25 protein-coding genes are annotated in these 26,086 nt (G+C 41.8%); 5 read left to right on the forward strand and 20 right to left on the reverse strand.

From position 1 onward, the window contains the following. Positions 1-20 precede the first annotated feature (20 nt). Both QUE86_RS10875 and QUE86_RS10880 read right to left on the reverse strand, forming a co-directional pair. A complete protein-coding gene (locus QUE86_RS10875; RefSeq protein ID WP_306173845.1) occupies positions 21-968 on the reverse strand; it encodes an ion transporter in 948 nt (315 codons plus the stop codon). A gap of 16 nt (positions 969-984) precedes the next feature. Next, positions 985-3,654: a bifunctional acetate--CoA ligase family protein/GNAT family N-acetyltransferase gene (locus QUE86_RS10880; protein ID WP_239977921.1), complete on the reverse strand. Its 2,670-nt coding sequence runs from the start codon at positions 3,652-3,654 to the stop codon at positions 985-987. 169 nt (positions 3,655-3,823) lie between these two features. Here QUE86_RS10880 and QUE86_RS10885 point away from each other — a divergent pair, with 169 nt between their 5' ends. Next, on the forward strand, positions 3,824-4,540 hold the full coding sequence (locus tag QUE86_RS10885; protein ID WP_286257170.1) for an SIMPL domain-containing protein: 717 nt from the start codon (positions 3,824-3,826) through the stop codon (positions 4,538-4,540). Here QUE86_RS10885 and QUE86_RS10890 read toward each other — a convergent pair. The 9 genes from QUE86_RS10890 to QUE86_RS10930 all read right to left on the reverse strand — a co-directional run bounded on the left by QUE86_RS10890 (position 4,529) and on the right by QUE86_RS10930 (position 12,792). After that, positions 4,529-5,785, reverse strand: coding sequence for a lipopolysaccharide biosynthesis protein (locus tag QUE86_RS10890; RefSeq protein WP_286257171.1), 1,257 nt, complete (start codon positions 5,783-5,785; stop codon positions 4,529-4,531). The genes QUE86_RS10885 and QUE86_RS10890 overlap by 12 nt on opposite strands. A gap of 4 nt (positions 5,786-5,789) precedes the next feature. Beyond that, the gene (locus QUE86_RS10895; protein WP_250661689.1) at positions 5,790-6,473 is read right to left on the reverse strand and encodes a hypothetical protein; all 684 of its coding nucleotides are present in this window, start codon (positions 6,471-6,473) and stop codon (positions 5,790-5,792) included. Between the two features lie 99 nt (positions 6,474-6,572). After that, positions 6,573-8,408, reverse strand: a complete 1,836-nt coding sequence (locus QUE86_RS10900) for a DUF885 domain-containing protein (RefSeq protein WP_130049648.1) — start codon at positions 8,406-8,408, stop codon at positions 6,573-6,575. A gap of 40 nt (positions 8,409-8,448) precedes the next feature. Continuing rightward, complete coding sequence (hemW, locus tag QUE86_RS10905; RefSeq protein ID WP_130049647.1) at positions 8,449-9,582, reverse strand: radical SAM family heme chaperone HemW; 1,134 nt, start codon at positions 9,580-9,582, stop codon at positions 8,449-8,451. Further along, positions 9,579-10,178 (reverse strand): XTP/dITP diphosphatase, encoded by a 600-nt coding sequence (locus tag QUE86_RS10910; protein WP_250661690.1) that lies wholly within the window; start codon positions 10,176-10,178, stop codon positions 9,579-9,581. The genes hemW and QUE86_RS10910 overlap by 4 nt, the downstream gene beginning before the upstream one ends. A 7-nt stretch (positions 10,179-10,185) precedes the next feature. Then, the gene (locus tag QUE86_RS10915; protein WP_178926612.1) at positions 10,186-10,626 is read right to left on the reverse strand and encodes a DUF4426 domain-containing protein; all 441 of its coding nucleotides are present in this window, start codon (positions 10,624-10,626) and stop codon (positions 10,186-10,188) included. A 58-nt stretch (positions 10,627-10,684) separates the two neighbouring features. After that, positions 10,685-11,218 (reverse strand): YggT family protein, encoded by a 534-nt coding sequence (locus tag QUE86_RS10920; protein ID WP_130049645.1) that lies wholly within the window; start codon positions 11,216-11,218, stop codon positions 10,685-10,687. A gap of 21 nt (positions 11,219-11,239) precedes the next feature. Continuing rightward, complete coding sequence (proC, locus tag QUE86_RS10925) at positions 11,240-12,061, reverse strand: pyrroline-5-carboxylate reductase (protein ID WP_130049644.1); 822 nt, start codon at positions 12,059-12,061, stop codon at positions 11,240-11,242. 17 nt (positions 12,062-12,078) lie between these two features. After that, positions 12,079-12,792, reverse strand: coding sequence for a YggS family pyridoxal phosphate-dependent enzyme (locus QUE86_RS10930; RefSeq protein WP_130049643.1), 714 nt, complete (start codon positions 12,790-12,792; stop codon positions 12,079-12,081). A gap of 2 nt (positions 12,793-12,794) precedes the next feature. On the opposite strand from QUE86_RS10930, the gene QUE86_RS10935 reads away from it, so the two are divergent. From QUE86_RS10935 to QUE86_RS10945, 3 genes are read left to right on the forward strand one after another with little or no spacing between them, the layout of a single operon-like run. Next, on the forward strand, positions 12,795-13,835 hold the full coding sequence (locus QUE86_RS10935) for a type IV pilus twitching motility protein PilT (protein ID WP_130049642.1): 1,041 nt from the start codon (positions 12,795-12,797) through the stop codon (positions 13,833-13,835). A 14-nt stretch (positions 13,836-13,849) separates the two neighbouring features. Further along, on the forward strand, positions 13,850-14,983 hold the full coding sequence (locus tag QUE86_RS10940; protein WP_286257177.1) for a PilT/PilU family type 4a pilus ATPase: 1,134 nt from the start codon (positions 13,850-13,852) through the stop codon (positions 14,981-14,983). After that, a complete protein-coding gene (locus QUE86_RS10945) occupies positions 14,984-15,856 on the forward strand; it encodes a hypothetical protein (RefSeq protein WP_286257179.1) in 873 nt (290 codons plus the stop codon). It begins immediately after the preceding gene. Here QUE86_RS10945 and ruvX read toward each other — a convergent pair. From ruvX to QUE86_RS10975, 6 genes are all read right to left on the reverse strand, one after another. Beyond that, positions 15,853-16,302 carry a Holliday junction resolvase RuvX gene (ruvX, locus tag QUE86_RS10950; protein ID WP_130049639.1) on the reverse strand — a complete coding sequence of 150 codons (450 nt, stop codon included), beginning with the start codon at positions 16,300-16,302 and terminating at the stop codon, positions 15,853-15,855. The genes QUE86_RS10945 and ruvX overlap by 4 nt on opposite strands. Before the next feature lie 19 nt (positions 16,303-16,321). Continuing rightward, positions 16,322-16,879 carry a YqgE/AlgH family protein gene (locus tag QUE86_RS10955; RefSeq protein WP_130049638.1) on the reverse strand — a complete coding sequence of 186 codons (558 nt, stop codon included), beginning with the start codon at positions 16,877-16,879 and terminating at the stop codon, positions 16,322-16,324. A gap of 24 nt (positions 16,880-16,903) precedes the next feature. Next, the gene (gene gshB, locus QUE86_RS10960; RefSeq protein WP_130049637.1) at positions 16,904-17,857 is read right to left on the reverse strand and encodes a glutathione synthase; all 954 of its coding nucleotides are present in this window, start codon (positions 17,855-17,857) and stop codon (positions 16,904-16,906) included. 68 nt (positions 17,858-17,925) lie between these two features. Then, positions 17,926-18,660: a 16S rRNA (uracil(1498)-N(3))-methyltransferase gene (rsmE, locus tag QUE86_RS10965; RefSeq protein ID WP_286257182.1), complete on the reverse strand. Its 735-nt coding sequence runs from the start codon at positions 18,658-18,660 to the stop codon at positions 17,926-17,928. Between the two features lie 69 nt (positions 18,661-18,729). Beyond that, on the reverse strand, positions 18,730-19,191 hold the full coding sequence (locus QUE86_RS10970) for a hypothetical protein (protein ID WP_130049635.1): 462 nt from the start codon (positions 19,189-19,191) through the stop codon (positions 18,730-18,732). A gap of 28 nt (positions 19,192-19,219) precedes the next feature. Continuing rightward, complete coding sequence (locus QUE86_RS10975; protein ID WP_130049634.1) at positions 19,220-20,113, reverse strand: DUF350 domain-containing protein; 894 nt, start codon at positions 20,111-20,113, stop codon at positions 19,220-19,222. A 72-nt stretch (positions 20,114-20,185) separates the two neighbouring features. Between QUE86_RS10975 and glnE the strand changes: the two genes are divergently transcribed. Then, entirely contained in the window at positions 20,186-22,972 is a 2,787-nt protein-coding gene (glnE, locus tag QUE86_RS10980) for a bifunctional [glutamate--ammonia ligase]-adenylyl-L-tyrosine phosphorylase/[glutamate--ammonia-ligase] adenylyltransferase (RefSeq protein ID WP_286257186.1), read from the forward strand. Here the strand turns inward: glnE and QUE86_RS10985 are convergent. The 3 genes from QUE86_RS10985 to tolC form a co-directional block, all read right to left on the reverse strand. Further along, entirely contained in the window at positions 22,969-23,544 is a 576-nt protein-coding gene (locus QUE86_RS10985; protein WP_130049632.1) for a TcpQ domain-containing protein, read from the reverse strand. The two genes, glnE and QUE86_RS10985, sit on opposite strands and share 4 nt — an antisense overlap. Before the next feature lie 59 nt (positions 23,545-23,603). Beyond that, complete coding sequence (gene lpxL / locus QUE86_RS10990) at positions 23,604-24,530, reverse strand: LpxL/LpxP family Kdo(2)-lipid IV(A) lauroyl/palmitoleoyl acyltransferase (protein ID WP_130049631.1); 927 nt, start codon at positions 24,528-24,530, stop codon at positions 23,604-23,606. Between the two features lie 107 nt (positions 24,531-24,637). Beyond that, complete coding sequence (gene tolC, locus QUE86_RS10995; protein WP_130049630.1) at positions 24,638-25,978, reverse strand: outer membrane channel protein TolC; 1,341 nt, start codon at positions 25,976-25,978, stop codon at positions 24,638-24,640. Between the last annotated feature and the right edge of the window lie 108 nt (positions 25,979-26,086).

Here is a 26,086-nt window from a genome sequence, read left to right on the forward strand (position 1 = left end):
TAAACGCTTTACCCTTTTAGTTAATCTTGGCGCTTTCCGCAATGGCGGCAATAAAGGCTACGATTACGGTTTTTCAGTTCGTTATGAATCGCTTTGTTCGCCTCTTGCTGACTTAACCCTAGTTTATAACGCAAGTTTTCTAAGTGTTCCTCTTCAACGGGTGAAAGATGGCCATCTTCAATAGCTTCGTGTACCGCATCGGTAAAAACTTGTCTACGTTTTCGTAGCTGCTCAGAAAAACTCGAAGCTAACAAACCGGTTGGAATTGCCACCATGCCCATACTAACGAGTGTAATAGCGCCACCAAATAAGCGACCAAGGGGGGTCACAGGCACGACATCGCCATAACCAACGGTTGTTAGTGTGACCATTGCCCACCACATTGCTGCAGGGATAGAGCCAAATTTATCGGGCTGAACATCATGTTCAATTAAATAAATACCACATGAAGCGATGATCAGCACCACAGCCATTATAAAAAATGCCGCAAGCAAGGAACTGCTTTCTTCTTTAAATGAGTTTAAAAGTAGTTGCATGGCGCGTGAATAACGAGTGAGCTTAAAGATCCGCATCAACCTAAGTACTCGTAAGAAACGTAAATCAACACTCACAAACACCATTAAAATGGTGGGTAAAATGGCAATGAGATCAATCAGCGCCATAGGCGAAAAGAAATACTTAATACGAATTTTTGAGTTTGTTAACGGGCTTTCTTTATGTGCGCTTTTATCTACACAACACCAAAGTCTAAGTACATACTCTAAGGTGAAAATACCGACAGAAATCAGCTCAATCATTAAAAATTCGTGATGATATTGTTTTGCTAAAGGGCCGACCGACTCTAAAACAATCGCCACTACATTGATCATGATCAGTGACATTAAGAACACGTCAAGTGTACGACCAATACGCCGATACTTGCCGTTGCCTTCAAAAACGCGCGCTGTGTAATTTCTTAACCGCTGCAAAATAATGATCCATTTATTAGTTTAGTTTTAGCACCATATTAATGCTGCCTTCTTCAAAATCGCGGGTGATCTTAAACCCTAGTTTTCGTGCCAGCTCAATCATGCCAGTGTTTTCCGGCAGGGTGATCCCGGCAATTTGTTTAACGCCTTGGTTTTTACAATGCTCAATCGCGGCATTCATTAGTATTGTACCGAGCCCTAAACCTTGGCAGTCAGAGCGCACCACAATTGCAAACTCTGCATCTAGCTTGTCAGGATCCATCAACACCCGAGAAACCCCTAGTGTGCAGGCTGAGCCGTTTTGCTCTTGGCTGACAATAAATGCCATTTCTCGGTCATAATCAATTTGCGTCATTTTTGCCAGCTGATCATGATTAAATTGCGGTAACTCACCAAAAAAGCGCTTATATCTGTCTTCTTTACTCAGTGACTGATCAAACTCTAAATGTGCTTGTTCATCTTCAGGTTTTATAGGTCTTAATTGTGCTTGAGTGTTATTTTTAAGAGTAACTTCTTTAACCAGTTCAATAGGGTAGGGGCGAATACACAAACGTTTACGATTTGCTTTTGCTTTATAACGGCTCAGGCCAATTGTCGCATCAAGTACTAAAAATTGTCCATTGCTGGCTAAAATAGGATTTAGTTCGACACTGATTATATCGGGTTGATCGATTACAAGCTGCGAGATACGTGTTAGCAAGGCGCATAAGCGATACTTATCGACTTTTTCTGGTAGTACGCGATCTTTAAGTACGCCTTTATCGTGCGCTGCAGCAATCAGGTATTTTGCCAAGTTCATATTAAGTGGTGGTAATGCCACTGCAGCTTGAGCGAATTCAAGTCCGGTACCTGCTTCACCAAGTAAGATCACTGGGCCAAAGTTAGGCTCTGTTTTAATAGCGATACGCAGCTCATTAGCACCTGCTCGTGGCGCCATCTTTTGCAATGAAAAGCCTTCAATATGGGCATCAGGGTAGGTGTTTTTGATTCGTAGCAGCATGGCAAAAGCTGTTTGCTCAACTTCTTGCGCATCATTTAAATTAAGTACCACGCCACCGACTTCTGATTTTGAAGGAATGCTTGGGCTGATTAGTTTTAATGCTACCGGAAAGCCCAGCTCTATGGCTTGTTCTTTTGCTTCTGTTGGCGTGTAAGCAACCTCTGTTTGAATACAATCAATGCCATAATGAGTGAGTATTTGGCTTGCTTCATGGGTTGATAAATAGCTTTGCTCTTCGGCTAAAAATTCATTCACCACAGCGCGAGCTGCGTCTTTATTTATCTTCGCATCATCAGTATTCGATTCAGGGGTTTGCGTTAAGTGCTTTTGGTTACGACGATAGCTCACTAAGTGCATAAATGCACCAACCGCACCTTCAGGTGTACGGTAAGTTGGAATGGCATTATTAGCGCAGACTTTACGTGCGGCATACGCAGCATCTTCACCCATAAAGTTCGTCATAACATAAGGCCGAGCCATTTTAGGGATTTTTTCTAAGGTTTCGACAATGATCTCAGCATAGTCTTCACTTGGCGCTAAAGCAGAAGGAGTGTGAATGATCAGTAAGTTTTTGACTTCTTTGGCTTGCAGCAAGATTTCTAAGGCTTGTTGATAGCGCCTTGGTGCTGAGTCACCAAAAATATCCACCGGATTCGAGGTCATCTCTGATTGCGGGATCACTTTATTAAGCGCCGCTCTGGTCTCGTCGCTAAGCTCAGCTAGTTTTCCTGAGCTCTGTAATAGCGTATCCACTGCCATGACACCTGGGCCGCCACCATTTGTTAAGATAGTCAGTTGTTCGACTTTTAGTAATTTTGGGTGCATTGCCAGTGTTTGTGTAGCAGCAAAAAGCTCACGTAAGTCGTTTACCCTTAGCATACCTGCTCGCTGGAATAGCGCATCATAGACTGCATCTGAGCTTTGCTTGCCACCAGTATGGATCTCTGCAGCAAGAGCGCCCGCACTGGTTTTACCGGTTTTAATGGCAATTACGGGTTTACTAAACGCAGCGGCTCTAGCTGCGGAAATAAAGCTACGAATATCTTCAATATTATCGATATACAACAAGATAGCTTTGGTTTTTGCATCTCGGCCTAAAAAGTCGAGTAACTCATCAAAGTCGATATCAAGGCAGTCACCGACAGACACAAAATATGAAAAGCCAATCTCTTTATTTTTGGCCCAATCAAGGATTGTTGAACAAACGGCCGCTGATTGGGATACAAAGGCGAGTTTTCCTGGACTGGCAATCGTATGGGAAAAACTGGCATTTAAGCCGATATGAGGAATGAGTAAGCCTAAGCAGTTAGGTCCTAGTAAAGACACATTTGCTTGAGTTGCAGCCTCTTTTAATGCTTGTTTTTGTTCTACATTTAAACCCGCAGCAATCACCACCGCATGTTTACAGCCAAGCTCACCAAGTTCATTAATGATGTTGATTAAGGTATTTTTGTTAGTACAAATAACGGCAAGGTCGGGTACTTTTGGCAGTGCAGCAATGCTTGGATAGGCTAATACCCCGTGTACAGCGCTGTGATTTAAACTAACCGGCATGATCGGGCCTTTAAAGCCCCCTTGTAGCAAATTGCGCATCACCACAAAACCCGCTCGATTAGGGGAATTTGAGGCGCCAATGACCGCGACCGATTTAGGATTAAAAAAATGGCTAATACGTTTAACGCTCATGCTGTTTCCTTCGCTTGCGCTGTTTGTTAAAACTTCAGGGTCTGTTAAGTTTAATACACCCAAACTAGAACCGACACGCTTCTAAAGTATTAAAAGTGATACTCATAAGATAACCTGTTTATAACTACTTTTCGAGTCAAAAACAGTGACCTACATCAAGGAGAAAAGCATGAATAAGACGCAACCATTTAATATCGTTATTGCAGCGTGTGCATTAGCGGTTGGTTTACTTGGATTAGGTTTTATTTTGAAAAGTGCGGCCCTTGATGTAAAGGGTATGGAGCGCACTGTCCACGTTAAAGGTTTAGCTGAAATGGAAGTGCCAGCTGACACCGTTATTTGGCCATTACAGTTTTCAGATGCCGACAATAATCTTGAAAAATTAGTTGGTCGAGTTGAAGAGAAAAGCGATGCGGTTGTGGCTTTTTTAAAGTTACATGGTTTTAGTGATGAAGAAATCAGCCTTGGTAGTCAATCCATTATTGATAAGCAAGCCCGTGAATATGGCGGCGAGAATCAGCAGTTTCGTTATATTGCCCGTAATAATGTCATTGTTTATTCAAATGACATCGAAAAAGTGCAACATGCCTTAGGCGCAGTAAGCCAATTAGCGAAGCAAGGCATCGCGATAGTACAAGACAATTACGAAACGCGTATTCAATATTTATTTAATGGCTTAAATGAAATTAAGCCAAATATGATTCAAGAAGCAACCGAAAAAGCCCGCGAAGTAGCAATGAAATTTGCCAAAGATTCACAGTCTAAATTAGGTAAAATTAAAACAGCGCGTCAGGGGCAGTTTTCAATAACAGATAGAGATTCAAACACACCTCAGCTGAAAAAAGTGCGTGTTGTTACCAGTGTTGAATATTATCTATCTGACTAAACCCAATACCACAGATAAAGGCAGCCGCATGCGTGTGCATACAATAACCATGCGGCAAAGCGCACCTAGCATAAAGCCACCACTAAATGCCACAGCCACCCCCAATAAGCCAAACTGATCTTTTAACAGTACTGCCATTAAAACCGTGACACTGGTTGCGCCAAGCAATACGTACAAGTTGATAAGCGGGTTCCCTTTTAACTTGATCATGCTACTGGCTAAAATTCTTGCTGGTAATAACAGCTGCCCGAGTAACAGCAGCATTAAAATCCAAAACCCTTCTTGCAATTGGCTTTCGCCATAGAGAGTGAGTAGTGGCTTTGCGAGCAGGGCGAGTATAAAAATAGCGGCAAAGTTAAAACGCCATACCACTTTCATTAACTCGCTAAGTTGCTGCTCGGTCGTCTCATCAGCCATTAAAATGGGTTTTAAATATTGGTTGGCAGCATTGCCTAAAATAGTCAGTAAGCCAGCAATCACTACCGCAGGAAAGAAGATACTCACGCCTTGTGCACCAAACCAGTGATGCACCAGTAAGACATCGAGTTTTGCTACCAACACGGTTCCTGCGCCACTGGCGAGCATGATCAATGAGTCTTTACACCATTGCTTGGTTTGGTAGCGGGCAGTGCTTGCGACGATCATTTTTTTGATTAACCAATATTGATAAATGACCACACATAAGATGCTACAAAACAACAGGATACAAATCTCGACTAAAGATAAGTCACCACGTATTAGATAGACTAAAAAGCAAAACCCAGCCGTTAGCAATTCAAAGATACACTGCTGCGTTATCAGGCCAATTTTGGGTTTGTTTAAAGCCACTAAAAAAGCAGATTGGCTTTGCATAATGGCGCCAATTGGCACCAGTAATAGTAAATAAACCACATGCTCTTGGGCGCTTTGGTGCGGTGAAATAGCCTGAAAGCTAATCACCACAGCAGCGACAAAAATCACCCCGAATAAACAAGATGCAGCTAAATAAACATGTTTTAAGCCGCGTAATAACTCATGTTGCTGAGCCTTGAAGAGCGGATAGCTAATACGCATTAAAGACGATGCAAAACCCATGCTCGCCGGTAATAAAAGAATTTCACAAAGTGCGAGTAATGCCGCGAACGTGCCAAACTCATCAGTACTTAATAACCTTGCAAGGCACAAGGTAAGTACAATACGGCTACCGTGGTTAAGGGCTGTAAAGCTGCTGAGCGATAAAAACGCTTTAACAACATCCTTATTCATGGAGTTATTGATTGAGCGCGTTTAATAACTGCGCCGTTGGTACCTGCAAATAGGCCGCACACAGTAGAACTTTGCTATCACTACTCGTTGGTTTATTGGCACTGTAAAAATGCTTGAGAGTATTTATCAAGGCACTGACAGCAGTTGGGCTATGGCTTTGGTCTACTTCCATCATGGCTAATAATGCTGAAAACTCATGTTTTGCTAGCATTTGGGTTGTCGTGTTTTGCGCTATAAAGCAACCAATAGGGGTGAGCTGCTGCTTATTTAATGTTTTTAACGCACTTCCTAGGCTCTCGTTGCTTTCAAATAACATTAACGAGCGCAAATAATTAAAGGGCAGTTTATCGGGCTGACACTGAGTAAATAAATGATGTAGTAGGGTATTCCCTTGGTTGTCTGTTACGCAAAAGGCATTTTGAAACTTAAGGCCTGGAGTGAAAAAACTCAATTTATCGATATCATCAATCAAGCCCACAGCTTCACTTGGTAGCGGGCTTGCTTCGAGTAAATGCGCTGCCACATTTTGTAAAAACAAATATTTAACTTCACTACTGCAAGCTAATTGATAGATATGTTGTAATTGTGCCGCTTGCAAAACCCCCGATAAACTTTGGTAATCGGCAATGAGTTCTTTTAACTGATGATGTTGTAGTCGGCTGTTCAATTGCTCAATCGCGCTTTGCATGGAAATACTCGCTTTTTATTATTTATACATTTATAGCTCAACTACTTGTTTAAATAAATAAAAAAGGCCGCTGAGCGGCCTTTTTCAAGTCTTTATTGTTTAAGCTGCCTGTTTCTTAGCAACCCATTGGTCAACAAACTTCTCAAGTACGTTTAATGGTACTGCACCATTTTTAAGTACTACGTCGTGGAATTCACGAATATCGAATTTATCGCCTAGTTTTTCTTTAGCCGCTTCACGAAGCTCTAAAATTTTCAGCATGCCCACTTTGTATGCCGTTGCTTGTGAAGGCATTACAATGTGACGCTCAACCATTTTAACGCCATCAGACGTCGCATTTGGTGTGTTATTTACGTAGTAGTCGATACCTTCTTGACGAGTCCACTTCATAGCATGGATACCTGTATCTACTACTAGGCGACATGCACGCCATAATTCCATCGCAAGACGACCAAAATCTGAATACGGGTCTTCGTATAAGCCCATTTCTTTTGGTACTAGCTCAGAGTATAAACCCCAACCTTCAACGTAGGCTGTGTAGCCGCCAAACTTACGGAACTTAGGCACACCTTCAAGCTCTTGCGCGATAGCAATTTGCATGTGGTGACCTGGAATACCTTCGTGGTATGCAAGTGCTTCCATTTGGTATGTTGGCATTGCTTCCATATCGTAAAGGTTTGCGTAATAAATACCTGGGCGTGAACCATCTGGTGCAGGTTGTTGGTAGAACGCTTTACCTGCTGCTTTTTCGCGGAATGCTTCAACAGCTTTAACCTTAAGGTCTGCTTTTGGCTTAACTATGAATAGCTCGTCTAGACGAGACTTCATGTTATCGATAAGCGCTGTTGCCTCATCAAGGTAACGTTGTTTACCTTCAGCGGTATTCGGGTAGTAGAACTGCTTATCAGTTTTCATGAATTGCATGAATGCTTTAAGGTCACCTTTAAAGCCTACTTTGTCCTTAATCTCACGCATTTCGTCGTGAATACGCGCGACTTCAGCTAAACCGATTGTGTGAATTTCTTTCGCTGTTAAATCAGTTGTTGTGGTACGTGCTAGCGCATTGTTGTAGAACGCTTCGCCGTCAGGGAATTTCCAAGCACCATCACGGTCATCAGCGCGCTTTTCTAACTGAGCTAAGAAGTTAATTAGTTTAGTGTAAGAAGGTTTTACTGCTGCTTTTAAGGCTTTTTCTGCATCGCTGATAAGTGCTGATTTTTCGCTGTCGGCAATCTCTAATGCGTTTACTTTACGTTTAAAGTCAGCAAGTAACGTTGAGTCTTCACCATCATGGAATGGTGCGCCGCGTAAGATATTATTGCTTGAATCAATTACGTGTGGGAAAACAAACTTAGGGGCGATAATGCCTTTATCTGCACGTACTTCAAGGTCTTTGATTAGTTGATCAATAACCGTTGTAACACCATTTAAACGTGAGATATACGCTTTAGCATCTGACACATCAGCAATTTGATGTTGGTTGATTAAAAACGCTGGGATCATCGAGTGAACACCAAACATTTGGTTCACTGGGTAGTTGTAATGACGCCATTTGAAATCAGCAATTTCGTTTTCTAAATCTTGCTTTTTAAGGTCGTAGCTTACTTTCGTCGCGTCATCTAATAGGTCACGGTTAATTGCCTTAAGCGCAACTAGATCAGCTTTAGTTTGTTCAAAGTCTTCTAAAACGCGCTCTTCACTGCCATCGTCCCATTTGTCGTAATCTTTTTTGATGCCCATGTATGTTTGATAGATAGGGCTTTTCATTACATCACGGTTAAAAGTATCTTCGAAGAAGGCATTTGCTTTATCGATTTCACTTTGTACAGGTTGGCTTTGTACACTTGGTGCAGGCTTCGGTTGCTCTTGCATTTGTTGGCAGCCGCCAAGTAATGCAACACTTACCGCCGCAGCGATGAAGGTCAGTTTACGCATTATCGTTCCTTTGTAGTTGTTAGAAATTTAATTATAATTCTTAAACGAATAATTCTAGCAGGTCATTTAAAAAGCGGTGGCCTTTTTGGCTTACCTGCCAGTTATCTTTATCATCAATTAGTAAGCCTTTTGCAATTGCATCAGTCAAGGCTTGTTCCTGACTTGGCAGTGACAAACTTGTAAGCAAAGGTAAATCAGCTTTGGGGCAGGGTTCGACTAAACGAAAACGATTCATAAAGAATTCAAAAGCTAAGTCGTCTTCTGCTACTTGCCATTGTTCGTATAAATACGGTTTGGCAAGATCCATATAACCTCGTGGGTGTTTTACTTTCACCGTACGGGTGATGACTTTATTTTCATCGGTAATTTTACCATGTGCACCGCAGCCGATACCGAGATAATCGCCAAATCGCCAATAATTCAAGTTATGACGGCATTGGTAGCCGGGCTTCGCGTAGCCAGAGATCTCGTATTGCTCATAACCTGCAGCTGCCAGCAATGCTTGACCTTGTTCTTGAATATCCCACAGAGTGTCGTCATGCGGTAAGGTCGGTGGCTTAGAAGCAAATTGAGTATTCGGCTCAATCGTTAGTTGATACCAAGATATGTGTGGAGGATTAAGCGCGATGATTTTTTCAAGGTCGCTTAAGGCATCTTCAAGAGATTGTCCGGGTAAGCCATGCATTAAATCAAGGTTAAAGCTATTTAACCCCGCTTGGTGTGCCTGTTTAGCTGCATAGCTTGCTTCGTCAGCACCATGAATACGGCCAAGGGCTTTTAGCTTGTCATTTTGCATGCTTTGTACGCCAATCGAAATACGATTGATGCCAGCGGCAACATACTCTTTAAAGCGACCTGTTTCGACGGTACCGGGATTAGCCTCTAGGGTAACTTCACAGTCATCACTTAGGCCAATTAATCTGTCGACTTCACCTAGTAAGCGGGTATAAGCGTCACCCGTTAATAAGCTTGGGGTACCGCCACCAATAAATATGCTGTGGATTTTACGCCCTTGCACCAAGTGCAAGTCGGCCTTGAGATCATCAATTAGATGCTGAACATATTCTTTTTCGGGGATTGTGCCTTTTTGGCCATGGCTATTAAAGTCACAGTATGGGCACTTTTGCACGCACCAAGGCACGTGCACATATAAACTTAAAGGCGGTAAACTCACAGGCCGCCTTTTTGCTGCAATTGCGCAAGTAGTTGTTTTAAAGCTTGGCCGCGATGGCTAAGGGCATTTTTTTGCTCCTTAGTTAACTGAGCGCTAGTGCATTGCTCAGACGGTACGTAAAAAACAGGATCATAACCAAAACCACCCTGACCATCTTGGCTATGGGTGATTTCGCCTTCCCAACTGGCACTACAAATAAGTGGTGTAGGGTCGTCGGCGTGGCGCATTAATACCAAAACACACCAAAAACGCGCACTGCGAATTGGGTTATCAGCAAGCTCTTTTAATAGCTTGTCGATATTATCTTGATCGCTTGCACCCGCTCCGGCAAAGCGTGCAGAGTATACACCCGGTGCACCATTTAGGCCGTCAACTTCAAGACCTGAGTCATCAGCAATAGCGGGCATGCCAGTGATCTTTGCAGCATGGCGCGCTTTAATAATGGCGTTTTCAACAAATGTGGTGCCTGTTTCAGGCACGTCTGGTACTTGAAAATCGCTTTGTGGAACCACGTTAATATTAAGAGGGCTGAGCATACTTGCCAACTCTTTTACTTTGCCAGGGTTACCCGTGGCTAAAACCAAGGTGTTATTCATAGGTCTATTAATCTACGTAAAATTTTTGCTGAAACTTCAGCGTTTGTACTTTGCCATTTTGATTTATTTCGATATCAAAACGGTAGATTTCTTCGTTGCTATAATCGATTTGAGCTAGGTAATAAATTGCATCGCCTTCAACAACTTCTTTAAACTTAAGCTGCTTTTTATTGCCAAGCAAATTACGTGCTGTGCCTGTTAAAGTTGCAGTCTGTGCTGTTTTATCGCTGTTTTTTAATACCGAAATATTAATAATCCCTTTGCTAGGGCTACGCTCTAAATCGTAGTTTTTGGCGATATTAGGCTGGATAAAGGTCGATGGAAATGCAATGTAGTGAACTTCCCAAGGGCCAAGTACCTTGTACTGAGCGCCTGCCTGTTCATCCGCTTTGGCATAGCTTGTAAATAAACTTAATACAATTAAAGAAAAATAAATAAATTGCTTCATGGTATATCTCACTTAACAAAAGAGGCCTTTCGGCCCCTTACTGCGTCACGCTAAACGTTTAGCCAATTAAATCCAACAATAGAAACTGTAAAAACTGTAGACCAATAATCAACACTAAGATTGATAAGTCTAAACCACCTAGTGGTGGAATAACCTTACGAATAGGGCGTAACATAGGTTCAGTTAGCTGGTGGAATACAGCTTCAATTGGGTTGTAACCTTGGCTTACCCAGCTTAGTAAAGCACGAATAATTAAAACCCAAAATAGTAAGTTTAACCCTTCTTTAACGACAGTTATTAAAGCCTGAATAAATACCGGACCTGGCGCCCAAGCATTATAAAACATCAGAAAAATAACACTGAGTTTCGCTACTGCAACTAAATAAGCAAGCACTAACGAAGCAATATCAAAGCCACCCACTCCTGGAATAATTTTACGAAGCGGGTTTACTGCGAACGAAGTGGCTTTCACCACAAACTGGCTCATAGGATTGTAAAAGTCAGCTTTTGCCGCTTGTAACCAAAAGCGTAAAAGGACCACCATTAAAAAGAGATCAAAAATAATCCCAACTAAAAAGTGCATGGCTTGCATAATTTTACCTTAAAAGTAAGCTTAAAGTTCTTTTTCCATCGCTTCAGCGCGGGCTATACAGGCATCCATTGCATCTGCAACAGTACCTACTAAACCTTGTGATTTTAGATGCTCAACCGCTTCGTGAGTGGTACCCCCTTTAGAGGTTACATTTGCACGTAGCTGAGCAATACTGATGTCTGGTTGCGAAAGTGCCATTTCGGCTGCGCCTAGTGCAGTTTGTTGTACTAAACGGCGCGCATCTTCATCACTAAAGCCAAGTGCTTTAGCTTTTTCTTCGATAGCTTCCATAAATAAGAAGAAGTAAGCAGGTGATGAACCTGTAACAGCGATGATGTCGTTGATTTGTGACTCTTGCTCAACCCAAACAACAATGCCTGTACACTCAAAAACTTGTTGTACAAACTTGTGCTCTTCAGCGGTTTCGCCTGCGCCATATAGACCTGAAACACCACGACCGAGTAATGATGGTGTATTAGGCATACAACGCACCATTTTCACGTCTTGACCTAGCATTTCACGTAAACGGTTTACGCTAAGGCCCGCTGCCACTGAAATAAATAGCTTGTCGCTAAAATCAACGCCAGAGTCTTGGAATGATTGGCAAAGATCGCCCATCATTTGTGGTTTAACAGATAAGACAATTACATCAGCATCGCGAAGTGCCGCGTTGTTATCCGCGGTAGTTTGCACCCCGAAATCAGCAGCAACCTTAGCTAATTTTTCTTGGTTGCGATTGGTTGCAATGATGTTTTTAGCTGCAAAACCGTTCTTTACCATGCCGCCAATGATGGCGTAGCTCATGTTACCCGTGCCTATAAATGCGATTTTTTTGTCTGACATATGTCTGTTATCACCTTTTAATTTCGTTGGCCAAATATATCCGTGCCAATGCGTACCATGGTTGAACCCGCAGCAATCGCTGCTTCAACATCGTTACTCATACCCATCGACAAGGTGTCTACTTGGGGATATTGGGCCTTTAGTTTATCAAAGCAAGCGCTTAATTGCTCAAAATATTGTAATTGTAGCTGGGCATCATCGGTTTTGGCAGGAATAGCCATCAAACCTCGCAGGCATAAATTAGGGCATTGACTGATAAATTCGGCCAATGCCATTAGCTCGTCTGGGTGGCAGCCTGACTTAGCCTCTTCTAAACTAATATTAACTTGTATTAATACATTGAGTGGCGCTTTATCGGCTGGCCGTTGCTCATTAAGACGTTTTGCAATTTTTGTGCGGTCAACACTTTGCACCCAATCAAAATGAGAGGCTACTTGAGCACTTTTATTTGATTGAATAGGGCCAATAAAGTGCCAAATAATGTCTTTATAATCAGCCAATGCTGTTACTTTTGTTACCGCTTCTTGGACATAAGATTCGCCGAACTGGCGTTGGCCATGCTCATAGGCAGCAATAATATCGTCGGCAGGTTTTGTTTTTGAAACAGCCAATAGGTTGATTGATTGCTCATCGCGGCGATTATTTTTTGCAGCTTGAGCAATTCTTGCGTAGGCGGATGTAAGTCGTTCTGCTATTGTAACCATATAATTATCAGTTGGTTGTGGAGTCATAAATGGATATTACCGAATTATTGGCCTTTAGTGTGCAACACAAAGCCTCGGATTTACACTTGTCATCGGGCGTATCACCTATGATACGTGTTGATGGTGATGTGCGTCGTATTAATATTCCAGCATTAGAACAAAAAGATGTAAATAGTCTGGTATACGATATTATGAACGATAATCAGCGTAAGGACTACGAACAAAATCTCGAAGTGGATTTTTCTTTTGAAGTACCAAACCTTGCGCGTTTTCGTGTAAACGCATTTAACTCAAACCGTGGCCCAGCGGCGGTGTTTCGTACTATCCCAAGTGATGTTTTAACGCTTGATGACTTAGGTGCGCCTGATATTTTTAAAACCATTTCCGATAATCCGCGTGGTTTAGTGTTGGTTACAGGCCCGACTGGTTCTGGTAAATCAACTACCTTAGCGGCGATGGTTGATTATATTAATCAACATAAGCATCACCATATTTTAACTATCGAAGATCCTATCGAATTCGTGCACGAGAATAAGCTGAGTCTCATTAACCAACGCGAAGTTCACCGTGACACGCATAGCTTCTCTAATGCACTTAGAAGCGCATTACGTGAAGATCCGGATGTAATCTTGGTGGGTGAGCTTCGTGACCTTGAAACAATTCGCTTAGCGATGACCGCGGCAGAAACAGGTCACTTGGTGTTTGGTACCTTGCATACTACTTCTGCACCAAAAACTATCGACCGTATCATTGACGTATTCCCTGGTGAAGAAAAAGACATGGTGCGTTCAATGTTGTCTGAATCACTACGTGCCGTAATATCACAAACCTTACTTAAAAAAGTGGGCGGTGGCCGAGTAGCAGCCCATGAAATCATGATAGGTATTCCTGCTATCCGAAACCTAATCCGAGAAGATAAAATCGCGCAAATGTATTCATCAATTCAAACCGGTGCGTCCCATGGAATGCAGACCATGGATCAATGTTTAGCAAGCTTAGTTAACTTCGGTATTATTACAACCAATGATGCGCGTGCTAAAGCACAGGATAAAACCCAGTTTGGTGGTTAACGGAGTTATTTAAAATGTCTTTACCTTTAAATCATTTTTTACAAGTTATGATCGACAAAAAAGCGTCTGACTTGTTTGTTTCTAGCCAACTGCCTGTCAGTGCAAAAATAAACGGTGAGCTAGTACATCTTACCGACGAAAAGCTTTCTGATGAAGCTTCACTCGATTTGGTTGAGTCAGCCATGAGCGATAAGCAGCGTAAAGAATTTCATGATACTAAAGAGTGTAACTTTGCGATTGCAACTGATGAGGGCCGTTTCCGTGTTTCTGCTTTTTGGCAGCGTGACAGAGCTGGTATGGTTATTCGTCGTATCGTGACTCAGATACCTGATGTGAATGAGCTAGGGTTGCCGTCAACCTTAACCGATGTGATTATGGCTAAACGTGGTTTAGTTCTGTTTGTGGGTGGTACAGGTACGGGTAAATCGACCTCGCTCGCTGCGCTTTTAGGTTATCGTAACCGCAACCAGCGAGGTCATATTTTAACGATTGAAGATCCTATTGAATTTGTTCACGAGCATCGTAAAAGTATCATTACTCAACGTGAAGTAGGTTTAGATACAGAAAGCTTCGAATCAGCGCTAAAAAGCTCGTTGCGTCAAGCGCCTGATGTAATCTTAATTGGTGAAATACGCTCACAAGAAACCATGGAGTATGCATTAAGCTTTGCAGAAACAGGTCACTTGTGTGTGGCAACACTGCATGCGAATAATGCTAACCAAGCAATCGACCGTATTATGCACTTAGTACCTAAAGAAAAGCACGATAAGTTAAAATACGACTTAGCACTTAACCTTCGCGCTATTGTTGCTCAGCAGTTGATTCCAACTGCCGATGGCGAAGGACGTGTAGCTGCTATCGAAATTTTGCTAAATTCACCTATGGTGGCAGAGCTTATTAAAAAAGGTGATGTTGGTTCTATCAAAGAAACCATGGCGAAATCGAAAGAAATGGGTATGCAGACCTTTGATCAAGCATTGTTTGAGCTTTATAAGCAGCGTCGCATTAACTACGCCGATGCGTTGCATCATGCTGATTCGCCAAATGACCTACGCTTAATGATTAAGCTACAAAACAATGAGCAAAGTGGCGCAGGCTTTTTACAAGGCGTGACTATCGATGGTCTTGATGGAAAGAGTGACACATAAATGGGATTGCGAGTAAGTTTAATCAGCTGGTTATTACTATTAGTGAGTACGTTTCATGTATACGGTAATGACAATAAAGGTGTGGTTATTTTTATTCGCGATGATGTTTATGACGATTACAGTCGCTTTTTGAATGGTCGTAAGCCTATTGAAGTTAAAGACTTCAGTGGTGCTTACATTCGTCGCGATGTAGTCGATATGATCATAGCTCAACAAGCATTGAATATAGGCGGCTACACTAAGCCATTTCGCTACCACAAAGGTAATGCTAATTACCGTAATACCAAGCTGTTAGAAGATGGCCAGCTTTTACTCAGCTTTGATAGTGTATGGTCTGTTGATGCAAAGTCGCTTGCAGAGTCGGTGTACATATCAGATCCTGTGATTCGAAATGGTGAGTATTTTGCGGGCATTTTTACCTCACCGAACAATAAAAAAGCGCTGCAAATAAAACAGCTTACTGACTTTAAGCAATTAACTGCGGTGTCAACGCCACGCTGGCAAACCGATTGGCAAACGTTATCGGCTCTGCCACTGAAAGAATTACTTAGAGAAGACGAGTGGCTAGGACAAGTCCGCACTGTATCGATGCAGTGGGTTGATTTTATGATGATGCCCCTGATGCCCAGCCTCAATAATCGTTATTCCTTAGAGAATATTGAATTGGTTGCTGTGCCTAACCTTTTACTTCAGCTTAAAGATAGCCGCCACTTTATCATTTCGAAGAGTCATCCCGATGGCAAAGAAGCCTTTGCTGCAATTCAAAAAGGGCTTGCACAACTTCGTCAATCAGGTGCAATTGAAAAAGCCTACCGAGAGGCAGGCTTTATTCCAGATTTAAAAGACTATATTGTGATTAACGAAGATCGCTAGTCGCCGTAAAATTGTTCAAAGAAGCTTTCTAAGATGATCACTGCAGACATGTTATCAACATTGCCTTTACCAAGGTTTCGATAGCCACCTTGTTCGAATAAACGGGCTTTGGCATCTGCAGTCGTTAGTCGTTCGTCTTGAGTTTCAACCGGAATAGCAAAGTGGTTGTGTAAGCGATTAGAGAACTTCTTCGCTTTAAAGGTCACCTCTTGATTCGTACCATCCATATTAAGCGGTAAACCAACTACCATTAAATCAGGTTGCCATTCGTCCACTTGCTTTTTAATGAGCTGCCAATCAGGAATACCATCTTTCGCTTTTACTGCTTGTAAGCTTGATGCTGTTCCTGTGAGTTCTTGACCTATAGCTATACCAATGCTTTTGGTTCCAAAGTCAAAACCCATTACGGTGCGTTCACCCACCGGCTTAAAAGTTCGTTTTGTCATAGTCTTAAAATTTTAAATGTTAAGCGTGGCCTGCTTCAGAGCTTAATTGCCCGACATCAAAACCGAGCATAGAAACCGCTTTTTCCCAGCGTTTTTCGACTGGAGTATTAAATATGATTTCAGGATCAGCTTTGATAATTAACCAGGAGTTTTCTAACAGCTCTTGTTCTAATTGGCCTTGATCCCAGCCAGCATAGCCAAGAGTGATAATAAATTGATCAGGTGCCTCACTTGTGGTTAAGCTTGCTAACACATCTTTTGAGGTCGTGATCATAATGTCACTGCTGAGCTTTTGACTCGCTGCATAACCAGGCTTTGGCGAATGTAAAACAAACCCGCGATCGGTTTTTACAGGTCCGCCAGCATACACAGCTAAGCCTGCAGCTTGTTTGCTTTTGTCGTTATCAATTTCGATTTTATCGAGTAGCTCGCCCACAGTGATGTTGATAGGCTGGTTAATCACCAAGCCCATTGCACCATCTTGATTGTGCTCACAAATATAAGTGACAGCACGCTTAAAAAAAGGGTCTTGCATGCTCGGCATCGCGATTAAGAAATGATTCTCTAATGACTGCATAGGTCGCCCCTTTTGTTGTTTAAATTAAGTATGGCTCAGTTTTCTTTCAATGGCATCAAATAAGTGACCAGTGATTGAAATATCATAAGCAGCTTCAATCTCTTTTACACACGTTGGCGCAGTGACATTGATTTCAGTTAAGCGGTCGCCAATGATATCTAGACCAACAAAAATAAGGCCTTTTTCTTTCAATGTCGGCGCAACTGCTTCAGCAATTTTGCGGTCAGAGTCGCTAATAGGGCGTGCTTCGCCACGACCACCCGCTGCTAAGTTACCGCGCGTTTCGCCATTTTGTGGAATACGCGCTAAGCAATATGGCATCACTTCACCATCAACTACAAGTACGCGTTTGTCGCCTTGTTTGATTTCAGGAATATAATTTTGTGCCATTGCAAAACGGTTACCATGCTCGGTTAATGTTTCGCAGATCACACCTATATTCGCATCATCCTCTTTAACACGAAAGATAGATGCCCCTCCCATGCCATCAAGCGGCTTTAAGATAATATCTTTATGCTCAGCTAAAAATGCACGAATGTCTGCTTGGCTTCGAGTTACCAACGTATCAGGGGTATGTTCGCTAAACCAAGCTGTAAATAGCTTTTCGTTGGCATCACGTAAGCTTTGAGGCTTGTTGATAATAAGAGTACCGGCTTGCTCGGCACGCTCTAAAATATAGGTTGCGTAGATATACTCAGTATCAAAAGGTGGATCTTTACGCATTAAAATTACGTCTAAATCAGCTAAAGCAATAGCGGCTTTTTCTTCTAACTCGTACCAGTGATTTACATCATCAAAAACACGGGCTTTGGCTGCAGTTGCATAGCCTTGACCTTGACGCAGAGACAGGTCATCCATTTCCATGTAGTAAATTTCGTAACCGCGCTTTTGTGCTTCCATCATCATTGCAAAGCCAGTGTCTTTTTTAATATTAAAGCCACTTATTGGATCAGAGATTATGCCTAACTTAATTGCCATTATTTTGCCTTAGAATCGTATGCCATACTGTGTTTTGTTACTTTGATATATGGGTGTTTTTACGGTTTTCAATTCGCTAAATCGCCAAACTGTAATTGCAGTGCGCTTAACACAGTCAGGGCCGCTGTTTCTGTCCGCAAAACACGAGGGCCTAAACGAATATCAACAAAATTTTGTTGTTTAGCTATATCGATTTCTTCATCGGTAAAACCACCTTCAGGACCCACTAAAAAACGCACGCCCTCGCTAGGCACATGAATAGTTTTAATGCTGTGCTCAGCACGTGGATGTAAGGTGAGTTTTTTTGCTTCACTTGCTTGCTCTAACCATTCTTTTATATCGATAGGAGGATGTACAACAGGTACATAATTGCGGCCAGATTGTTCTGCTGCAGCAATTGCAATTTTTTGCCATTGTTGGTGTTTTTTCTGCAGTCTATCGCCACTGAGTTTTACACCACAACGTTGACTAAAAATAGGAGTGATTTCTGTGATACCTAACTCTACAGATTTTTGAATAGTGAAATCCATTTTATCGCCACGAGAAATACCTTGGCCCAAGTGAATTTTTAAAGGCGATTCAACATTATGATCAATAAATTCTTGTGGCTCGACCACCACATTTTTTTTGCTGACTTCAATAATCTCACTGAGGTATTCACCTCCTTCACCATTAAAAATCGAGACCTTATCACCGACTTGCATACGTAATACACGGCCAATGTGACCTGCTGCATCATCATCAAGTGCTAATGGTGTGTTTAAAGAAATCGCTGAGGGTTGGTAAATATGTGGAACTCGCATGGCTGTCACTTATCAATAATTTTAGCAATATGGTAAGTATACAGCGGTTTAGGTGCAATTATTTATTTGTTATTTAAACTCATCTTTGGCAGTTAAGGCGTGGGCAGTTGTTTCGGCTATTTCAGATTGGCAAGATAAGTGATTAATGTGAGCTGCATCAGGGCAGGGAGTAAAGCCAAAGCCTTGTCCTTCTTGCTGCACTAAGTAACGTATTTTGTGCAATGAGTTATAGATAAACTTTTGTGCGTCGTCTGCCAGTTGGTAGTCAGTTTGGTTTATCAATACACCTTGTATGTTGTGATGTTCATGTAAATAGCTAGCTAATTCTGAAACACTAATCTCATTACTAAAATCACAGTAGCAATAATCTTTAACGAGTTGATCGAACATGAGCTTTACCATGCTACGGCTATTAGCTCCAGCCACCACAAGGGTTGAGTTTTCGGCATTTGCAAAATAGTGCTGAGCAAATGCACGACTAAACTCATTATCGATATCAACTAATAAATAATTATTAACTTTAAATGGCATAACGCCTCACGATTCAAGAACTTCCGTATCAAATTGAAAACATACTTATTAGTAAATAGCCTATTGCACCGAAAACGGCAAACTCAATACAGGCTATGCCAATGTTATCTTGGTGGTCTACTTCTAACGATGTGTCGATATTGGGTAAAGATATATATTTAATAATATAGCTCAAAATATACAACAATACCCACATTGCACCGCAATGAGATACTAGAGTGAATAAATTTTCTACCATCTTACCACTAATAAAGGATGCACTGGCAAGACCAGCATAACCCGCAAGTGCTAGGCCAATAGACTTACCCGCATAGCGAATACCAATAGAAGTATTTTCAAGATTAAAATTACTTTGTAGCGATGCACCTTGGTTGGCTTTGGCAAAGCGATACTCTCGGATTTTACTATCAAGGGCAAACATACCTTGCAGCACAAAAAAGCTTACAGTGGCGATCAGCAAGCTGCTATAGCCTTGGGTATGGCACCAGTTATATAGACCAAGAGCAATAATACAGTTTGCGATTAACATGCCTGAGTCGACTAAAGCAGCACAGACATTTTGTTTTAATATGGCCGCTTCTTCGTTAAAGCGATGCAAAATCCATTTACGGTGAATTAAGTGACCTATTTTGATAAAGCTAAATAACAGCACAATAAGTAATAGGACCTTGAGCGGGTTAGACTGCGCTGCACTTAAGCTAATTTCATCAAATATATAGGCAATGGTAGCAATAACAACCATGATCTCACTGGCAAAGCTGATCCCCATAGCAAAGTTATCATGCTGTGCAAGCTCTTCTTTAAGCGCTTGTTTTGCTTTGATTTGCGTTAGAATACGTAGCAGTACTATAGTGACGCAAATTACAGCGAAACTAATAGCAATCGCGACTAAACTAGTGTTAGATAGTGATAAATATGACATGCAGGTCCCTGCTAAATAATTCTTTGATAATCATTCTAGTACGGTTATTGGCAAGTTAAAAGAGAGTATTTAATGAGTAATTTACACGCGCTTACCGAGTCACTACATCAGTTAGGCCAAACCCGCTTCGAGAGCCTGTATAAAGGGCAAGCGGAGCAAGAGAAAATTATTAACTTATTGTCTTTAAGTGACTTTGCGTGGAATTGCTTACAGTCTCAACCAGACCTAAAAGATTGGTTACTAGATGATAATGAACTCACTAACCGTAAGATTGAAGCTCCGTTAAACAGTGCTGAAATTAGCGAACTTGACGACAATGCAGCGATGGCAAAGCTGCGCTTATATCGCGAAAAGTACTGGTTGAAAGTGGCTTTTCTTGATTTGTGTTGTGCTAACCCAATTGCTGACAGTATTGCTTATATCTCAGCGCTTGCAAACCAGCTTATCGATAGTGCTAATCAATGGGCATTTGCACAAGTAGCTAAAGTCAGCGGCATGCCGCTTGATGATGACGGTAATGCAATGCCAATGTTAGTTTTAGGCATGGGGAAACTTGGCGGAGGAGAACTTAACTACTCATCTGACATTGATTTAATTTTCTCTTATCCACGCGATGTTGCAACACAAGGTGGTCGCCGCTCCATTGAAGCCCAGGTGTTTTATACTAAAGTGGCGCAAAAACTAATTATGGCGCTTAACCAAACTACGGTAAATGGCCAAGTATTTCGGGTCGATATGCGTCTGCGCCCATTTGGTGAAAGTGGGCCTTTGGTGATGAGTTTTAATGCAATGGAAGACTATTACCAAGAGCAAGGGCGTGAGTGGGAACGTTATGCCATGCTAAAAGGGCGTTTAATTGGCTCAGAAAATCGTTATTGGGACGAGTTTTATGAATTGCTTCGCCCGTTCGTTTATCGTCGCTATATTGATTTCTCGGTGATTGAATCGTTACGTAAAATGAAGCAAATGATTGCTCAAGAGGTACGCCGAAAGCGCCTTACAAACAATATTAAATTGGGTGCAGGCGGCATTCGAGAAGTGGAGTTTATAGTGCAAGCTCTGCAAATGGTGCGAGGAGGGCGTGAAGCTAATTTACAAACTCAGTCATTATTGGTTGCTTTAAAAGAGCTCGTAAACAACCAAGTTATGTCGAATAAAGAAGCTGAGTTATTAACACAGAACTATTTAGATTTACGTCAAATTGAGCAGTACCTACAGATTTTCGATGATAAACAAACGCAAACCTTGCCTGATGACGAGCTAAACCAACAACGTTTATGTTATTTGCTCAACAAAGAAGATTTTAATCAGTGTTTAATTAGCATTGAGCAGACCATGTCCCAAGTACATAGTGAATTCGAACAAGTGATTGGCTTTGAAAGTGAAACGGCGGATCCTTGTGAAAGTGAGTATATTAGCGCTTGGGAAATGACTGATGTTAGCCTGATGTGTGAGCCGAACCTTGATTGGCAACCGGCGCTTGAAGATTTTAAAGCGCGATTAACTAAGGCGAAAATTGGCAGTCGAGGTCGTGATATCCTCGATAAATTAATGCCGCTTTTACTTAAACAACTCACTGTAACTAAAGCGAGCTGTGATGCCTTTACCATGATTTGCCAAGTACTGAATAAGATCATTTCACGAACCGCCTACTTGGAGCTGTTATACGAAAATCCCGGTGCGTTAAATCAGCTGGTTTCACTTTGTTGTCATAGTAAATGGATAGGTGAGCATATTTCTCGCTACCCAATTTTACTTGATGAGCTGATCGATCCTCAGGTGCTCTATAAACCGACGCCTCTGTCTGCTTACAAAAATGAAATTAGACAGTATTTCTTACGCATTGAGCATGGTGACTTAGAATTGCAAATGGAAGCACTTCGTCAGTTTAAACAAACACATCAATTACGTATTGCCGCAGCAGATGCAACAGGTGTTCTTAGTGTAATGAAAGTAAGTGATCACCTTACTGCGCTTGCTGAGGCTATTGTAGAGCAAGCTGTAAATATAGCATGGCATGCCTGTGTTGAGCGCTTTGGTCAGCCAGCGAATACTTCAGAGCAAGAAAAAGGCTTTGCAGTGATAGCGTATGGCAAAACGGGCGGTTTTGAAGTCGGTTACGATTCAGATCTTGATCTTGTGTTTGTGCATAACCACGATGGTAGCAGTTACACTGATGGTGATAAGTCGATTGATTCTAGGCAGTTCTACTTAAAGCTGGCGCAGCGCTTAATGCACTTATTCAATACTCGCACCGCTTCTGGCATTTTGTATGAGCTTGATACTCGCTTAAGGCCTGAAGGAGCGTCTGGGTTACTGGCTATTAATCTAGAAAGCTTTTATCACTATCAACAAACTCAAGCATGGACTTGGGAGCATCAAGCACTAGTCCGCTCACGAATGATTTATGGGCAAACCTCATTGAGCGAGCGTTTTGCACAAATTCGCAAAGACGTTTTATGCCAAGCCCGCGATAATGAAAAGCTGAAAACAGATGTCGTTGAGATGCGTGAAAAAATGCGCGCTCACCTTGCTAAAGGGAATGATGAGCTATTTGACTTAAAACAAGATAGGGGCGGTATTACAGATATTGAGTTTATCACTCAGTACTTGGTGTTGAATAATGCTATGCAGCACCCTGAGCTAACTACTTGGTCTGATAATGTGCGTATTTTAGCTGATGCAGCTCGTTTGGATTGTATCAGTGAACAAATGCAGCAAGAGTTAATCACTGCGTATATTGCGTATCGTTCACGCTATCATGTGATGAGTTTGAATCAGCAAGGGCGTTGTGCGCCACGTGCTGAGTTAACTCAGCACATCGACTTAGTAAGTCAGGCGTGGCAGCAGGTGTTTTAGCTTTTTAAGCGACGGCAGTTTTCGCGCACATAAGCAGAGGGCAGCTCGGTTATTACCGCTGCTCTTTGCTTAAAGCAGAAGTAAGTGTAAACCTCATTTTCGAAATCATCGTTGATGGCGCGGCCAACTTGGTAAAGTGTTGAGACAAAATTACTATCAACGCGAAAATGGTCTTTTACCACATAGTCTTTACTTAAATACCAGTACAGCACGATATCTTCGTGGCGGGCATAATCCGCGAGTACATCTTTTAGAGTATTACCACTTTCAAAACGACGTGGTTGAATCTCTCCAGTCCAGTTTGGCGATGAAGGATCGACTACTTTTTCACGTTCAAAAAGTGCTACATCAAGGCTGGTTTCTGGCGTAGGCAATTTAAGAACGTACTTATCTCGTTCGTTATTTTTGTCATTTACTTGGTTACGTAGTGCTGCATAAAAGCGCGATAAGCCTTGTGCCGCAGCATTCTTAGTATCTTTCATGTCCATTACTGGACCACTACCGAATAAAAAGTAAATAGCAGCAGCAATTAAAATAAATGCTAGTGATAAATGCTTAACCCAGAACCACATTTCTAATACTCTTGTTGTTGATTAGCTTTATAAAACCATACAAACAGCAAAATGTCACTCTACTTGTAATAAGAAGGGGCATTCTTGTCTGGACGGGTTTTAAAGCGGCGATGTAGCCACATGTACTGTTCTGGCGCTAAATCGATGGCTTGCTCCATACGTTGATTTACATGAGTAACATCAACAAGATCATCACCACTTGGGAAGTTTTCAAGAGCAGGTAACACTTCTAGGTGGTAGCGACCATTTTCATCACGACGACTAGTTAAACTCACCGTTTCGCAGTTGCGGCTACTTGAAAATAGCAGCGTCCCCGTTGTTGTTGCTGCTTCTTTTACCGCATAAAAGGGGGCAAATTCACAGCGTTTACGGCCGTAATCTTGATCTGGCAAGTAGTAGCAAACTTTTTTATTTTTAAGTGCTTTTAATAAGCCTTTGACATCTTTTTTGCCAATTAAGTATTCGTTTGAACGAAGACGACCGTTAGTCGTGAAATATTCCATCAAAGGGTTATTGTGTGGGCGATAAAAGCCAATACCTTGGTGTTTTACACCCATAATACGGCTCGCCATTTCTAAGTGTAAAAAGTGTGGCACAAGTAACAGCACACCTTTACCTGCTTGCTGAGCCTTTTCAAAGTGCTCAAGACCTTTAACTGAACCAAACACTTTATTGATACGCCACTGGGGCCACCACCAAGCCATGCCGGTTTCCATCATTGCAATACCAGTATTTTCCATATTTTTAAGTACTAATTCGCGTTGTTCATGTTCTGGCATATCAGGAAAACATAAACGAATATTCACTTCAGCAATATGACGGCGGCGCTTCATAAAACGGTGTACTAAACGACCAAGTAGTTTTCCAAGCGCTAGTTGTAATTTATGTGGTAACCAAGAGATAAGATATAAAAAGAACACGCCAACCCAAGTTAACCAGTAACGAGGGCCTAAAAAAGACGCCTTAAAAGGAGATGAACTAACCACAAAAAAATCTCTGAAAATAAAAAAGCTAGTTTAACTGTATGTCTTTAAAAATACAAAAAAGCCAGCACGAGGCTGGCTTTTAAATAAGGACTCATTAGAAGAAATTACTAGATTTCTTTTAAACCTTGGTTAATTGCCGCAAGGTCTTCGCTTGTTAGTGTACCAGCAGCTTGCTTCAAACGAAGTGTTGAAACAACATAGCGGTAACGAACGTTTGCTAAATTACTTTTTGCATTATAAAGGTTTTGCGTGCTGATCAGTACGTCTACGATAGTACGTGTACCAACTTCAAAGCCTGCTTCAGTTGCTTTAAGCGCACTTTCAGCAGAAACAACAGCTTGTTGTAGCGCTTTATAAGTTGCGATGTCAGATACCACTTGGTTGTATGATGTGATAACTGAGCGGGTTACTGCACGTAAGCTTGCTTCTAAGTCTTCACTTGCCGCGACATAGTAAGCACGAGCTTGCTCAGTTGCAGCGGTAGTTGCACCACCTGAGTAGATAGGCAGGCTAAAGTTTACGCCAATTTTAGCACTATCTTCACGTGGCTTATGTGAGTTACTGTTTAAGTCAGTTAGGCTGTCACCATATGAAGCATTTAATGTTAGCTTCGGATAATGCCCCGCTTTTGCTAAATCGATTTGATCTTTAGCAATATCAACCGTGACTTTTGAAACTTGCAGATTTAAGTTGTTGTCTTTTGCAATTTCGATGTAGTCAGTTGACTGTTTTTTAGGTGCAACCGTTGAAAACGTTTCGGTATTCAACATATCTAATTTAGCGTGGTATTTACCTGTGATTTCGCGAAGCTGCTCACGAGCTGTTTCAACACTATTCTTAGCAACAATTTCTTGCGCAACAGAGTTATCGTACTGAGCTTGCGCTTCGTGAACATCAGTAATCGCTGTTAAACCAACCGCATAACGTTCTTTAGTTTGTTGCAATTGGCGCTCGATAGCGCGCTTTTCTGCTTGTACGAACTCAAGGTTATCGATTGCACTTAGTACGTTGAAGTAACCCTCAGCAACACGAACGATTAAATCTTGGCGAGCAAAGTCGTACTGAGCATTTGCTTGTAGTGCTTGTTTATCTGCAATACCAAGTGAATTCCATGCGCCTAAATCAAACAGTGTTTGGTTTAAGCTGATACTACGGCTAAATTCATCAGGATCATAGTCATAACCGGTATAACCCGTTGCATCATTACCGTCATAAAGATCTGATTTGGTTGATTGGTAACCAAGGCTTAAACCAATTTGTGGTAATAGTGCACTTAACGCGCGATCGCTCTCATAGGCTTGCGCATCTGCTTGGGCTTTTGCTTTAAGTACGGTAGGATCGTTTGCCGTAGCAATCTCGTATACTTGCAGTAAGTCTTCAGCATAACTAGCTGTTGCAGTCAGTGCGCTTGAAAACCCGATCAGCGCAGCGAGTAGTGTTTTTTTCATTGTTCGTTCAGTCCTTAGACAATTTTGTACTGTCACCATGGTACTCTTTTTTAATGAATAACCAAAAAAAAATTACGTAAATCTGCATGTCCAAGTGTAACAGAATAT

The organism is Pseudoalteromonas apostichopi (genome assembly GCF_030297135.1).
Classification (GTDB): Bacteria; Pseudomonadota; Gammaproteobacteria; order Enterobacterales; family Alteromonadaceae; genus Pseudoalteromonas; species Pseudoalteromonas apostichopi.